This is a genomic window from Micromonospora sp. CNZ303 (assembly GCF_004345505.1).
The window spans coordinates 49,393-62,949 of record NZ_SLVT01000026.1; the positions used below are offsets into that span (position 1 = coordinate 49,393).

General features: G+C 75.6%; 12 protein-coding genes. 2 read left to right on the forward strand and 10 right to left on the reverse strand.

The genetic code is table 11. The features are described 5' to 3' along the window. The first annotated feature begins 5 nt into the window (after nucleotides 1-5). Both EV374_RS29475 and rpsT read left to right on the forward strand, forming a co-directional pair. Complete coding sequence (locus EV374_RS29475) at nucleotides 6-1,055, forward strand: phosphotransferase (protein ID WP_132240423.1); 1,050 nt, start codon at nucleotides 6-8, stop codon at nucleotides 1,053-1,055. Nucleotides 1,056-1,566: 511 nt separating this feature from the next. Further along, nucleotides 1,567-1,833, forward strand: coding sequence for a 30S ribosomal protein S20 (gene rpsT / locus EV374_RS29485; RefSeq protein ID WP_132240425.1), 267 nt, complete (start codon nucleotides 1,567-1,569; stop codon nucleotides 1,831-1,833). Between the two features lie 511 nt (nucleotides 1,834-2,344). Here rpsT and EV374_RS29490 read toward each other — a convergent pair. The 10 genes from EV374_RS29490 to pepN form a co-directional block, all read right to left on the reverse strand. Beyond that, on the reverse strand, nucleotides 2,345-2,866 hold the full coding sequence (locus EV374_RS29490; protein WP_486486028.1) for a hypothetical protein: 522 nt from the start codon (nucleotides 2,864-2,866) through the stop codon (nucleotides 2,345-2,347). Next, entirely contained in the window at nucleotides 2,863-3,843 is a 981-nt protein-coding gene (gene holA / locus EV374_RS29495) for a DNA polymerase III subunit delta (protein ID WP_132240426.1), read from the reverse strand. Before holA ends, EV374_RS29490 begins: the two co-directional genes overlap by 4 nt. Nucleotides 3,844-3,966: 123 nt before the next feature. Continuing rightward, the gene (locus tag EV374_RS29500; RefSeq protein WP_486486029.1) at nucleotides 3,967-6,438 is read right to left on the reverse strand and encodes a ComEC/Rec2 family competence protein; all 2,472 of its coding nucleotides are present in this window, start codon (nucleotides 6,436-6,438) and stop codon (nucleotides 3,967-3,969) included. Next, nucleotides 6,435-7,265 (reverse strand): ComEA family DNA-binding protein, encoded by an 831-nt coding sequence (locus EV374_RS29505; RefSeq protein WP_486486032.1) that lies wholly within the window; start codon nucleotides 7,263-7,265, stop codon nucleotides 6,435-6,437. The genes EV374_RS29500 and EV374_RS29505 overlap by 4 nt, the downstream gene beginning before the upstream one ends. Nucleotides 7,266-7,584: 319 nt before the next feature. Continuing rightward, entirely contained in the window at nucleotides 7,585-8,154 is a 570-nt protein-coding gene (locus EV374_RS29510) for a DinB family protein (protein ID WP_132240427.1), read from the reverse strand. Between the two features lie 56 nt (nucleotides 8,155-8,210). Then, nucleotides 8,211-9,092, reverse strand: a complete 882-nt coding sequence (locus EV374_RS29515) for a DegV family protein (protein WP_132240428.1) — start codon at nucleotides 9,090-9,092, stop codon at nucleotides 8,211-8,213. 39 nt (nucleotides 9,093-9,131) lie between these two features. Next, nucleotides 9,132-9,758, reverse strand: a complete 627-nt coding sequence (locus tag EV374_RS29520) for a histidine phosphatase family protein (protein ID WP_132240429.1) — start codon at nucleotides 9,756-9,758, stop codon at nucleotides 9,132-9,134. Further along, entirely contained in the window at nucleotides 9,755-10,165 is a 411-nt protein-coding gene (rsfS, locus tag EV374_RS29525) for a ribosome silencing factor (protein ID WP_132240430.1), read from the reverse strand. Before rsfS ends, EV374_RS29520 begins: the two co-directional genes overlap by 4 nt. Before the next feature lie 110 nt (nucleotides 10,166-10,275). Beyond that, on the reverse strand, nucleotides 10,276-10,872 hold the full coding sequence (gene nadD, locus EV374_RS29530; protein WP_132240431.1) for a nicotinate-nucleotide adenylyltransferase: 597 nt from the start codon (nucleotides 10,870-10,872) through the stop codon (nucleotides 10,276-10,278). 114 nt (nucleotides 10,873-10,986) lie between these two features. Beyond that, complete coding sequence (gene pepN / locus EV374_RS29535; RefSeq protein ID WP_132240432.1) at nucleotides 10,987-13,503, reverse strand: aminopeptidase N; 2,517 nt, start codon at nucleotides 13,501-13,503, stop codon at nucleotides 10,987-10,989. Nucleotides 13,504-13,557 lie beyond the last annotated feature (54 nt).

Genomic DNA, 13,557 nt, shown 5'->3' on the forward strand with positions numbered 1-13,557 from the left:
CCGACATGCCGCCCAGGCAGCATGGTGGCGTGACCCCGACGTCCCCACCGCCCAGACAGCATCGTGGCGTGAGCCCGACGTCCCCGCCGCCCGTGCCGTACCACGCGACCGCCCGCCGGCCCGAGTGGGCGACGCTGCCGGCGGCGCTGCGTACCGCCATCGGCGACCGCCTCGGCGCGCCCGTGGTCGCGGCCCGGGTCGCCGGCGCCGGCTTCACCCGCGGCTTCGCCGCCGTGCTCCGCACCGCCGCCGGGGGCCGCGCCTTCGTCAAGGCCGCGGCCACCGCCGAGCAACCGCGACTGGTCGACTGGTACGCCCGGGAGGCCGCGATCCTCGACCGGCTCCCGGCCGGGCTGCCGGCGCCCCGCCCCCGGTGGGCGCTGCACGAGGCCGGCTGGTTCGCGCTCTGCCTCGACGCCGTCGACGGGCACACGCCCCGGCTGCCCTGGGACCCCGCCGAGCTGACCGCGACCCTGACCGGGTACGCGGACGTCGCCGCCGCGCTGGCCGACGCGCCGGCCGGGCTGCGCGAACTCGGGCTGCCCCACCTCGCCGACCTGGCCCGCGACGACATCCTCTGGTGGGGCGAGGTGGCCGCCGGCCGGGAGCCGCCACCGCCGCTGCCCGCGCTGCTGAGGGACCGCCTGCCCGAACTGGTCGCGCTGGAGTCCCGCCTTCCCGCGTACGCCGCCGGCGCGACCGGCCTGATCCACGGCGACCTGCGGCTGGACAACGTGCTGATCGACGGGTCGGGGCGGGCCTGGTTCTGCGACTGGACGTGGCTCTGCCAGGGACCGCCCTGGTTCGACCTGGTGACCCTGCTGCTCACCGCGTACGCCGACGGCCTGGACGCCGACGCGCTCTTCGCCCGGCACCCGGCATCGGCGGGCGCGCCTCCCGACGCGCTGGACGCCAGCCTCGCCGCCCTCTCCGGCTACTTCCTCACCACCGCCGCCTCGACGCCCGGGACCGCGTCGCCGCACCTCCCGGCGCACCAGCGGTGGAGCGGCGAGCAGTCACTCGGCTGGCTCGCCCGCCGCCAGGACTGGACCTGACCGACCCCCGCTCTCGCGCCCTCGCTCCCGCGCTCCCGCGCTCCCGGCGTCGCTCCCGGCCTCCCGGCGCCGATCATGCACTTGTGGTGGGCAGTAAGTCCCTGTGCGCCCCATTCGCGAGGCACCACAACTGCATGATCGGCGCTGTCAGGGATCGGTGCTGCCAGGGATCGGTGCTGTCAGGGATCGGCGCTGTCAGGGGTTGCGCAAGCAGAACGCCCGGGCGGCCGGTACGGCCGGTGTGTGGGGTGCCGCGGCAGGTTTGCGGGGCGCCCTCGGTTGTGGTGTGGGGCGTGCCCGCGGCCGGTCGCCGCGCCCGGCGGGACGTGGCCACGTGGGGTACCCGGACCGGGCGCCACGGGCGCGGGGCTACGGCGCCCACCAGGGCGGGGAGCGAGCCGTTTTGGCTCGTCCCGGGCGACCTGGTAACCTGGCTCTTCGCGCAGCGATGACGCATGCTCGTCGCGCGCGGAATGCAGACCAACCCGAGCTATCAAGACGAGGCTGTCGCGTGGCGAACATCAAGTCCCAGATCAAGCGCAACCGGCAGAACGAGAAGCGCCGGCTGCGTAACAAGTCGGTCAAGTCGTCGCTGAAGACCGCCGTCCGGAAGTTCAACGAGGCCGCTGAGGCCGGTGACGTCGAGAAGGCCACCATCCTCATGCGGGACGCGTCGCGCAAGCTGGACAAGGCGGTCAGCAAGGGCGTGATCCACTCGAACCAGGCCGCGAACCGCAAGTCCGCGATCGCCCGGCGCGTGGTGTCGCTCTCCGCCTGACGAGGCGACCTCAGACCTGACCGGAAGCCCCGGGCACGACCCGGGGCTTCCGGCTGTCTGCGTTTTACGCGCTGCACGGCGGACGCCCCGTCGTCCGCCGTGGCCGGCGTCGTCCGCCGTGGCCGGGCGGTTCTCCGCGATGGTGTAGGCCCGTCGTGGGCCGTGGCCAAGGTCGTTCGCCATCGCCTGGTGTCGGCCCGCCACCGTGCCCCTCGGCACCACCCGCAGGCCGGCCCGATCGAGCGCCGTTCGCCGTGATCGGGCGCCGTCCGCCGTGACCGGGCGCCGTTCGCCCTGACCGGGCGCCGTCCGCTGCGGCTCTTCGTGGCCCGCCGTCGGTCGCACAGCAGATCTTGGCGGGAACGGGCCCCCACCGGGGCCGTTTCCTTCCAAGGTCTCAAGCGGGGCGACTTCGGGTGGGCCACGGCCTGTTGGGCACCGATCGGTCGCCGGGTCGCCGTCGGATCAGTCGTCGGGTCGCCGTGATCGGCCTCCGGCCGGCTGCGGATCGTCAGCCCAGCGGATCGGGGTGGGCACGCTGCGGGCCGAACTCGGCGTCCGCGCGGCCACCGTCGCGCTCCCCCGTGCCGTGCTGCGCGTCCAGGTACGCCTGCCGGTCGCGTACGGCCCGCGCGGCGTGCGGCACCGGCGACGCCGTGACGACGACGCCCGACACGGTGTGCGCGACCCAGTCGACCCTGGCCCGCCCGACCACCGGCTCCATCTGCTGGCGGAACCGGTCCCGTTCCTGCTCGGGCACGAGGGCGGCGGTGCGGACCACCATCGCGGCCACCATGTCGTTGAGCTTCACCATCGCTGCCACCGTGGCAGGCAGGACGAGCACCGACCACCAGGTGACAAGCTCGGCGAGGGCGAGCAGCGCGGCGAGCGCGACGGCGCCCTCGAAGAAGAGGAAGCAGAGCACCCCGCCCGGGTTGACGAAGCGCAGCCGGAGCAGGCGCGCGTAGAGCGGACGGTACCGCTCCTCGTCGGCGGGGATCGTGGCCCACGAGCCGCGGGGTGCTCCGCTCACCGGGCGCCACCCTGCCGGGCGGCGGCGACCGAGAACACGGCCCGCTCCAGCGCGTACGCACGGTCGTCCGAGCCGCCCTTGACGGCCGCGTTGCACTCGGCTGCGGCGCGCATCGCCTCGACCAGCCCCTCGGGCGTCCAGCCACGGGCCCGCTGCTGAGCGGACCTGATCTTCCACGCCGGCATGCCGAGGCTGCTCGCCAACTGGAAGGGGTCGCCCCGACCGGCGGCGGCCACCCGGGCCACGGTGCGTACGCCGTCGGCGATCGCGTCGGCGATCGGCACCGGGTCGACCCCCACGTGCAGCGCCCAGCGCAGTGCCTCCAGCGCCGCCGGCACGTCGCCCACCATGGCGGCGTCGGCGACGGTGAAGCCGGTCACCTCGACCCGCCCCCTGTAGTAACGGGAGACCGTGTCGGCGCCGATGCGGCCGTCGGTGTCGGCCATCAGCTGGGAGCAGGCGGCGGCCAGCTCGCGCAGGTCGTTGCCGACCGCCGCGATGAGCGTCTCGGCCGCGTCGTCGGTGCACTTCCCGCCGGCCCGGCGGATCTCGTCCCGGACGAAGGCCACCCGGTCGCGGTGCCCCTTGAGCTTTGCCGCCGGCACCACCGTCGCGCCGGCCGCCTTCAGCCCGTCGGCGAACGCCTTGCCCTTGGCCCCGCCGAGGTGCAGCACGATCAGCTGCACGTCCGGGTCGGGATTCTTCGCGTACGCCAGCAGGGCCGCCACCAGGTCCTTGCGGGCGTCCTGGCCGGCGCGCAGCACCAGCACCCGTCGCCCGCCGAAGAGGGACGGGCTGAGCATCTCGGCGATCTCGCCGACGACGAGGGCACCGGCCTGGTATTCGCGGACGTCCACGTCGGGGTCGACGCTGCGGGCCTTCGCGACGGCTTCGGTGACCGCGCGCGTGGCGAGCAGCTCCTCGTCGCCGAGGACGAGCAGAATAGGAGCGAGGCTGGCGGCGGTCACGCCGCCCATATTCGCACGGCCGGCGGCCAGATCCAGTCTGCTCGTCGGCACTCCGGTTGCGGAGCCCGCACTCAGCGCAAATCTAGACATTTACCTCAGTGCACCGCTAAAGCCGATAATCGGCGTCGATTCCTATCGTTGTCGGCCCGGCGGCGTCCCTCGTGTCGCCACCCCCAGGCCCGCCCGGCCGAGCACCGCCGCCACGTCCCCCTCCGTGTCGGTACGCAGCACCCGCGCCCCGCCCCGGGCAAGCCGCCCGAGCACCGCCGGATTGGGATGCCCGTAGGTGTTGCCGGTCCCCACCGGCACCAGGGCCACCACGGGACGCACCGCGTCCAGGAAGGCCGGGTCCTGATAGGCCGACCCGTGGTGCGCGACCTTCAGCACCTCGGCCCGCAGGCCGCCCGGCGAGGTGTCGTCCAGCAGCGCCCGCTGCTCCTCGGTCTCGGCGTCCCCGGCGAGCAGGATCCGTACGCCGGAGACGGTGGCGAGCAGCATCAGCGAGTTGTTGTTCGGGTCCGACCTGGTGCCGCGCATCGGGCGGGGCGGGCCGATGACGGTGAACTCGACGCCGCCCTCCCGGTACCGCCACCCGGCCGCGCCCGCCACCACGTCGACGGAGTGCGCCGCGGCCTCGGCGAGGACCAGCTCCCGCCCGGCGGCGGGCTCGGACCACTGCGGGGTGAGCACGGCACCCACCGGTCGCCCCCGGAACACGCCCGCCACGCCGCCGGTGTGGTCGACGTGGAAGTGGCTGACCACCAGCAGCGCGACCTCCCGTACGCCCAGCCGACGCAGGCAGCCGTCCGCCGCCCCCGGGTCCGGCCCGGCGTCGACCACCACCGCCCGGCCGGCCGCCACCGGCAGCACGACCGTGTCGCCCTGGCCGACCGCGCAGGCGGCGACCACCCAGCCCGCCGGGGGCCAGCCGGGGGCGGCCAGCCGTACGGGCAGCGTGCCGGCCACGACGGCGACGACGACCACCGCCACCAGCCGGCGGACGACCGGGTGCCGGGTGACCACCAGCAGTGCGACGGTCAGCCCGGCCAGCAGCAGGGCCCCCGGCACCCCGCCCGGCCACGGCAGCGTGCCCGCCGGCAGCCGCGCGCCGTGCCGCGCCACCATGACCAGCCACCAGGCCGGCCAGCTGGCCAGCCACGCGACGAACTCCGCCCCGGCCGGCCAGACGGGCGACACCGCCGCCGCCAGCACCCCGAGCACCGTGGCGGGCGCGATGGCCGGCACCGCCAGCAGGTTGGCCGGCACGGCGACCAGGCTCACCGTGCCCGAGATCCCGGCCACCACCGGGGCGCAGGCGAGCTGCGCGGCCGCCGGGACGGCCAACGCCTCGGCGAGCCCGGCCGGCACCCCGCGCCGACGCAGCCCGTCGCGCCACCTCGGGGCGAGCAGCAGCAGGCCCCCGGTGGCCAGCACGGAGAGCGCGAAGCCGGCGTCGCCGGCCAGCTCCGGGTCGACCAGCACCAGCACGGCCACCCCGGCGGAGAGGGCGGGCAGCGCCGCCCGGGGGCGCCCGGCCGCCAACGCCGCCAGCCCGATGGCGCCCATGGTGGCGGCGCGTACCACGCTGGGCGAGGGACGGACCAGGATGACGAAGCCCACCAGCGCCAGCCCGCAGAGCCCGGCGGCCAGCCACGGCCCGGCCCGCGCCCACCGGGCCAGCAGCAGCACCGCCCCGACGACGATGGCCACGTTGGAACCGGAGACCGCGTTCAGGTGGGTCATGCCGGTGGCGAGGAAGTCCTCCTCGACGGTGGGCGGCAGCCGGCTCGTGTCGCCGACCACCAGGCCGGGCAGCAGCCCGCCCTGCTCGTCGGGGAGCGGCAGGCAGGCGCGTTGCAGGCCGGCCCGCAACGATCCGGCGGCGCGCTGCGGCGACGGGGCGGCCCCGTGCCGCACCGGCGGTCCGGCCGCGCTCAGCACCGCCGCCGTCAGGTCGCCGCCGCGCGGGGCGGCGAGCCGTCCTTCGGCGGTCAGCCGCTGACCGGGCAGCAGCCCCCGCCAGGCGGGATCGGTGGCGAGGACCAGCACGCGGGCCGGCGTCGCGACCCGCCGTCCGTCCGGCCCGGTGAACCAGGTCAGCTCGGCCGGCACGAGCAGGGTGGCCGGGCGCCCGGCGACGCCGCGTACGGGGCGGGGGTCGTCGCGGACGACCAGTTCGGCGGTGACGACCGCCCGCTCCTCGACCAGGGCGCGGACGAGACCGGAGTCGCGGACGGACAGCCGCGCGGCGGTGGCCGTCGCGCCGCAGACCACGCCGAGCAGCACGGCGAGGACGATCCAGCCGTACCGCCGGACGGGTTCGGCCGGCCGCCCGAGGACGCCGGCCAGGTGCAGGCCGCCCAGCCCTGCCGCCCCGGCAGCCACCGCTGCCAGCAGGACGGCCCGGCCGACGGTCAGGTGCAGCCCGGCCAGCGCGGCGAGCCAGGTGGCCACCGCCAGGCCGGCCAGCCGCAGGTCGATGGCCGCCGCGACCCGCTCGCCCCCGGCATCGGCGCCGGACGTCCCGGGGACGGCCGGGCCGGAGCCGGACGAGCCGGGGCCAGGGCCAGGGCCGGGCGAGCCCAGCGCGCCGCCGGTCGTCACACCGTCACCAGGTCCTTGAGCTGCTCGTAGCGGGCGTCGCCGATGCCGTCGACCTGGCGCAGGTCGCCGACCGAGCGGAAGCCGCCCTGCTGGTCGCGGTGGGTGAGGATGCGCTGGGCGAGCACCGGCCCGACGCCCGGCAGCGCGTCGAGCTGCGCGAGCGTCGCGGTGTTCAGGTTGAGCCGGCCCCCCGCGCCGGGCGCTCCGGGCGCGCCGCCGGGAGCCGCCCCGGGCGGGGGCGCCGCCCCCGGCGGTGCCGTGACGCCGACCAGGATCAGTTCCCCGTCGGTGACCTTCCGGGCGGGGTTGAGCAGGGCCACGTCCACCCCCGGCAGCGCCCCGCCGGCCGCCTCCACGGCGTCGCCGACCCGCGCGCCGGCCGGCACCCGGACCAGCCCGGGACGGCGTACCTTGCCGGCGACCGCGACCACCAGCTCGCCGGCCGACGTGGCGGCCGGTTCCGCGAGGCCGGTCACCGTCGCGTCAGGTGCCTCGGCGGTGGCGACCGGGCGGACCGGCTCGGTCTGCGGCCGGGACCGCCAGGCCCAGAAGCCGGCCCCGAGCACCACCAGCACGGCGACGGCGGCCAGCGCCCGCACGCCGCGCCGCCCGGGGTCGAACGCCCCGGGCCCCGGCAACCGGGACGCCACGCCGGCCTCGGGGGCCCGGGTCGGCGGGTCGGGCTCCGGCGGCCCCGCCGCGCCAGCCGGCGGCGCCGCTGTGCGGGACGGCAGCGCCGCTCTGCGGGGCGGCGATGCCGGTGTACGGGACGGCAGCGCCACGACCGGCTCCGGCACCCCGACCGGGCCCGGACGGTCGACGGACAGCCCGGCGCGCCTCCAATGATCGCCGGACGGCCCGGCCGGCCCCTGACGGTCGTCGAACGGCCCGGCGGGTTCGCCGGTCCGGTCCAGGGGATCGGCGGACCCGCCGGGGTGCGCCGGTGCGGCGCTCGACGGCCAGCCCGCCACCAGCTGGCGCAGTCGTTCCCGGACCACCGTCTCCTCGTCTTCTGACACGACGCGAAGCTAGATCCGCGAGCCCGGGGCGCGCGGCCGGCCGGGGTACGGCTGTGGATGACGGCACCGCCTGTGGACAACCGCCTGATCATGCGGGTGGTGTGCTAGGGCGGCGAAGAACGGCAGCTCAGCGGTTGCCGGCGTCGAGGGCAGCCTGCTCCACCCGCTGGCGGTGGTCCCGCCACCACGGCTCGTCAGCGGGTGGCAGGTTGTCGTTACCGGGTAGCAGCCCGGCCGCGCCGTCGACCAGCTCGCGCACGATGTCCGCGTGGCCGGCGTGCCGTTGTGTCTCCGCGACGACGTGGACCAGGACGCGGTGCAGCGTGACCGTGGCATCGCCCCACCACGGCACCCGGCCGACGTCGTCGAGCGCGAGGGCTTCGATGGTGGTGTCGGCGTGGAGGCTGGCGCGACGGTACAACGCGACGATCTCTTCGCGGCTCTCGTCGGCGGTCGCCCACATGTCGGCATTGGTCTCGGCGCCGTCGCCGACGTACGGCAGCTCCTGCGCGAACGGCCGGCCGAACACGACGCCGAAGTAGAGGATCTCCATGGCCGCCGCGTGCTTCACCAGGCCGAGCAGGTTGGTCGCGGTCGGGGTCAGCGGGCGCCGGGCGTCGTACTCGCTGAGGCCGTCGAGCTTCCACAGCAGGGCGTCACGGCCGCCCTTGAGGTAACTGTGCAGGTCTTCCTTCATCGGGTCACGATGGCATCCGGACGGGTGCCGGCGCTGCCCCGCGTGATCGACAGCGATCACGGACGAGAGGACACACCCTGGCTGGCGGCCGGCGGCCGGCGGTGCACGACGACGCAGGCCAGGCCGGGCCCGGCGTGCGCGGCGACGACGGCGCCGGCCTCCGAGACGTACGAGTCGTGCAGGCGGTCGCCCAGCCGGGCCGTCAGCGCCTCCAGCAGCGCCTCCGCCCGCTGCGGCGCGGCGAGGTGGTGCACGGCCAGGTCGACGTCGGCGTCCCCGGCGGCCTCGACGGCCAGATCGGCCAGCCGCGCCACGCCCCGGCTGGCCGTACGCACCTTGTCCCTGAGGACGATCGCGCCGTCCGGCATGTGCATGATCGGCTTGACCGACAGGGCGGTGCCGAGCAGCGCCTCGGCGGCGCCGATCCGGCCGCCCCGGCGGAGGAACTCCAGCGTGTCGACGTAGAACCAGATGCTGGTACGGGCGATGGCGTCGACGGCGGCGTCGCGTACCGCCGACAGGTCCCCGCCCCGCTCGGCGGCCGTGGCGGCGGCGACGGCGGGGAAGCCGAGGCCCATGCCGGTCGAGCGGCTGTCGACCACGGCGACCCGGTCGTCGAACCCGGCGGCGGCCAGCCGGGCGGCCTCCACCGTGCCGGAGAGCTCGGCCGACAGGTGCACCGAGACGATCCCGTCGGCGCCCGCGTCGAACAGCTCCCGGTACGTCTGGGCGAACTGCTCCGGCGCGGGGCGGGAGGTGCTCACCGAGACGCGCCGGCCGCCGAGCGCCCGGGTGGCGTCGGCGGGGGTGGTCTCCACCCCCTCCAGCCCTTCGGCGCCGTTGAGCACGACGGCCAGCGGCACCACCGTCAGCCGGTGCATGCGCAGCAGCTCGGGCGGGAGGTAGGCGGTGGAGTCGGTGACGACCGCGACGGGCATGCCCGGCACGCTAGCCGATGTCGTCGGGGAACGCCCGGGTCAGACGGCCTCGGTGGCCGGGACGGTGATCAGGCCGACGTTGTGGGCGCGCAGGTGCCAGCCCCGGGTTGCGTCGTGGCGCAGCTCGGTCCAGTGGCAGTTCTGCAGCGAGCCGATGGTGCGCAGGACGGCGTGCTCCCAGCCGAGCAGGTGGCCGCACCCCTGCCGGGCCGCGCCGCCGTGGGTGGCGACCACCACGGTGCCGCCGGGCACGGCGTCGGCGGCGTCGGCCAGGGCCGCGCCCATCCGTTTGCCGAGGTCGTCCAGGGTCTCGATGCCGGCGCCCGGGTCCGGGTCGCCGGCCCGCCAGCGGGCGAACTCGGCGGGGTGGCGCTCGGCGGCCTCGGTGAGGGCCAGCCCCTGCCAGGAACCGAAGTGCCGCTCCCGCAGCCGTGGGTCGGTGCGCACCGGCAGCCCGGTCAGCGCGGCCAGCGCGCCGGCGGTGTCCGCCGCGCGGCTCAGGTCGCTGGCCACGATGGCGTCGGGCCGCAGCCCGGCCAGCAGGGGCGCCGCAGTGCGGGCCTGCTCGCGGCCGAGGTCGTTGAGCGGTACGTCGGTCTGCCCCTGGACCCGGCTGGCGGCGTTCCAGTCGGTGTTGCCGTGCCGCCAGATGATCAGGCGGGTCATTCCGCGGTGGTGGAGCCGGTGCCGGACTCGGCGTCGACGAGGTCGCGGTCGACGAACGGGATCGTCGGGCAGTCCTTCCAGAGCCGGTCGAGGGCGTAGAACTCGCGCTCCTCGGTGTGCTGGACGTGCACCACGATGTCGACGTAGTCGAGCAGCACCCACCGGCCGCCCCGCTCGCCCTCGCGCCGGATCGGCTTGGCCTTCTCCGGCAGCTCCAGCAGCCGCTCCTCGATGGCATCGACGATGGCGAGCACCTGACGCTCGTTGGGAGCCGCGGCGAGCAGGAACGCGTCGGTGATGGCGAGCTGGTCGCCCACGTCGATGATGACGATGTCCTGCGCCTTCTTGTCGGCCGCGGCCTGGGCGGCGGCGATGGCCAACTCGTGGGCGCGTTCGGAAATTGTCACCGTTCTCCTTCGATCAACCGTGCGATCCTCCAAGCGTCTCACACCCGGTGGAATCCCGACTCGTCAGTTCTGGCGCGTTACCCGCCCGAACCGGCCCATACGGGGCCGAATCACGGCTGATAGAGGCGTCGCTTGGCGATGTACTGCACCACACCGTCCGGCACCAGATACCAGACCGGCTCCCCCCGGGCGACCCGGGCCCGGCAGTCCGTGGACGAGATGGCCATGGCCGGGACCTGCACCAGGCTCACCGTGTCGGCCGGCAGGTGCGCGGCGGTCAACTCGAAGCCCGGCCGGGTCACCCCGATGAAGTGGGCCAGTTCGAAGATCTCGTCCAGGTCCTTCCAGGAGAGGATCCGCTCCAACGCGTCCGCCCCGGTGATGAAGAACAGCTGCACCTTCGGGCCGTACTCGGCGTGCAGGTCACGCAGGGTGTCGACGGTGTAGGTGGGCCCGCCCCGGTCGATGTCCACCCGGCTGACCTGGAAGCGCGGGTTGGAGGCGGTGGCGATGACCGTCATCAGGTAGCGGTCCTCCGCCGGGCTGACCGGCTCGTCCGCCTTCTGCCACGGCTGGCCGGTGGGGACGAAGACCACCTCGTCCAGCCCGAACCGGTCCGCCACCTCGCTGGCCGCGACGAGGTGCCCGTGGTGGATCGGGTCGAAGGTGCCGCCCATGATCCCGACCCGCCGGATGTCTTCCTCCACCCCGCGATCCTAGGCCGGGCGGAACCGGCGACCCCGGGGGGCCGCCGGACCGTCCCGTCCGGCGACCCGGCCTCGGCGCTCTCGCGGTGGCGCCGGCGACCACCCCGTCGGCCGTCAGGCCGCCGCCGCGGCGACCGCCGTCCGGGCGACCAGGGCACGGCGCAGGTCGTCGTCGGCGTCGGTCACCACGCGGCGCAGGCCGGGGGTGACGTCGTCGCGGGCCAGCAGCGCCGCGGCCGCCTCCCGGGTGGGCTGCGCCACGGCGTGCCGGGGGAAGGCCAGTCTCGCGACGTGGTCGGCCACCCAGGGCGTACGCGCCCGCGCGGCGGCCGGCATGTCGGCGAAGTAGCGCGCCACGTAGCCGGCGGTCAGCTCGGCCTGCTCCGGCTGCCAGAACCCCTCCGCGGTCGCCTCGACGATGCGGTTCGACAGGTCGGTGTTCGACACGACGATCTCCCACGCGGCTTGCTTGGCGGCCGGATCGGGCAGCGCCGCGCGGCAGCGGGCGGCCCGCTCGGCGCCGGCGGCGCTCGGGTCGGCCGCGGCCTCGGCGGCGATCTCCGCCGCGCCGGCCGCGCCGAGCACCACCAGCCGCAGCAGCAGCGCCCAGCGCAGCTCGGCGTCGACCGCCAGCCCCGGCGGGACGTCCCGGCCGACGAGCCAGCCGGCCAGCCGGTCCGCGTCGGTGCTGGCGGCGATCCAGCCCCGGGCCGCCGCGAGCTGGAGCGAACCGCCCGCCGGGGCGCCGTCGAGCAGTTTCCGGCAGGCGGCGGCGACCTGCGCCAGGGCGGCCTCGCGGGCGGGCGGGTCGAGGTAGCGGTCGACCAGCGAGCGGCTGAGCGTGAGCACGTCCTCGGCGATGATCACCTCGGTCTCGGCGGGGAGGGCGGCGGCGATCAGGGCCACCAGGCCGGCGACCGGGCGTTCCCCGTCGGTGGCGGCGTCCAGCGCCTCGCCCCAGAGCAGCGCCCGGGCCAGCGGGTCGGCCAGGCCGGGCAGCACCAGCGGCACGGCGTCCGCCGACGCGGGGTCGAGCCGGATCTTGGCGAACGTCAGGTCGCCGTCGTTGGGCAGCAGCAGCCGGGCCGCCGGCTCGCCGACCAGCGCGGTCAGCACCGTACGGCCGCCGTCGGCGTCCGGGTCGAGGTCGACCTCCGTCCGGACGACCGTCCCGTCGGCGGCGTACCGGCCGACGCCGATGCGGTGCGGGCGCAGCACCGGGTACGCGTCGGGGGCGCTCTGCCGGATCGCCACCTGGGCGTAGCGGCCGTCCGCGTCGACGCCGACCTCGGCGCGCAGCGTGTCGACCTGCGCCGAACGCAGCCAGCGTCGCGCCCAGCCGGACAGGTCCCGCCCGGCGGCCGCAGCGAGGCTGCCGAGCAGGTCGGACAGGGTGGCGTTGCCGAACCGGTGCTTCGCGAAGTGGGCGTTGAGGCCGGCGAGGAAGGCGTCGTCGCCGAGCCAGGCGACCAGTTGCCGCAGCACGCTGGCGCCCTTGGCGTACGAGATGCCGTCGAAGTTGAGCAGGCCCTCGGCGGCGTCGGCGACCTCCTCGGGCGCCACCGGGTGGGTGGAGGGGCGCTGGTCGGCCGCGTAGCCCCAGGCCTTGCGCCGCAGGGCGAAGGTCGTCCAGGCCTGGTCGAAGCGGGTCGCCTCGGCTGTCACCCGGGTGCCGAGGTACTCCGCGAAGGACTCGTTGAGCCACAGGTCGTCCCACCAGCGCATGGTGACCAGGTCGCCGAACCACATGTGCGCCATCTCGTGGGCGATGGTGGTGGCGCGCTGCTCCCGCTCGGTGTCGGTGACCGCGGAGCGGAAGACGTAGTCGTCGCGGAAGGTCACGAGGCCCGGGTTCTCCATCGCGCCGGCGTTGAACTCCGGCACGAACGCCTGGTCGTACTTGCCGAACGGGTAGCGCTCGGCGAAGAGCTGGTGGAACCGGTCGAGGCACTGCCCGGTGACCGTGAGGATCTCCTCGGCGTCGGCGTCCAGGTGTGCCGCCAGGGAGCGCCGGCAGTAGACGCCGAGCGGGATGCCGTCGTGCTCGCCGCGCCGGACGTGCCAGGGGCCGGCGATCAGCGAGACGAAGTACGTGGCGAGCGGCGCCGTCGGGGCGAACTCCCAGCGCCCGGGGCGCGGCCTGGCGGCGAGCTGGCCGTTGGCCGCGACGGTCCACTCCGGCGGGGCGGTGACCGACATGGTGACCGGGGCCTTCAGGTCGGGCTGGTCGAAGGCGGCGAAGATGCGCTGCGCGTTGTCCAGGAAGGACATCGCGTAGAGGTAGGTCTCGCCGTCGGCGGGGTCGACGAAGCGGTGCATCCCCTCCCCGGTGTTCGAGTACGCCATCTCGGCGGCGACGGTGAGCGTGTTGGCCTCGGCCAGCCCGGTCAGCGGCAGTCGGTTGTCGGCCAGCGTGGCCGGGTCGACGTCGCGGTCGTTGAGTCGTACCGCCAGCAGTTTCGCGGGTTGGACCTCGACGAAGGTCTCCGCGCCGGGGGTCGCCCGGAAGCGGATGGTGACGTCGGAGCGGAACCGCTCGCCGTCGCCGGTCAGGTCGAGGTCCACCTGATAGGACTCGACGGTGATCGCCGCGCCACGCGCGGTCGCCTCTACACGGGTCAGGCTCGGCATCCGCTTATCCTGCCCGATGGGGAACCGTACGTGTCTCCCTCATGACCCCGTGGC

Excerpts from the sequence above, each read along its gene's own strand:
- EV374_RS29475 (WP_132240423.1), top strand. The coding sequence starts at position 6 with ATGCCGCCCAGGCAGCATGGTGGCGTGACCCCGACGTCCCCACCGCCC.
- holA (WP_132240426.1), bottom strand. The coding sequence starts at position 3,843 with ATGGGCGGCGTGACCGCCGCCAGCCTCGCTCCTATTCTGCTCGTCCTC.
- EV374_RS29510 (WP_132240427.1), bottom strand. The coding sequence starts at position 8,154 with ATGAAGGAAGACCTGCACAGTTACCTCAAGGGCGGCCGTGACGCCCTG.
- EV374_RS29515 (WP_132240428.1), bottom strand. The coding sequence starts at position 9,092 with ATGCCCGTCGCGGTCGTCACCGACTCCACCGCCTACCTCCCGCCCGAG.
- EV374_RS29520 (WP_132240429.1), bottom strand. The coding sequence starts at position 9,758 with ATGACCCGCCTGATCATCTGGCGGCACGGCAACACCGACTGGAACGCC.
- pepN (WP_132240432.1), bottom strand. The coding sequence starts at position 13,503 with ATGCCGAGCCTGACCCGTGTAGAGGCGACCGCGCGTGGCGCGGCGATC.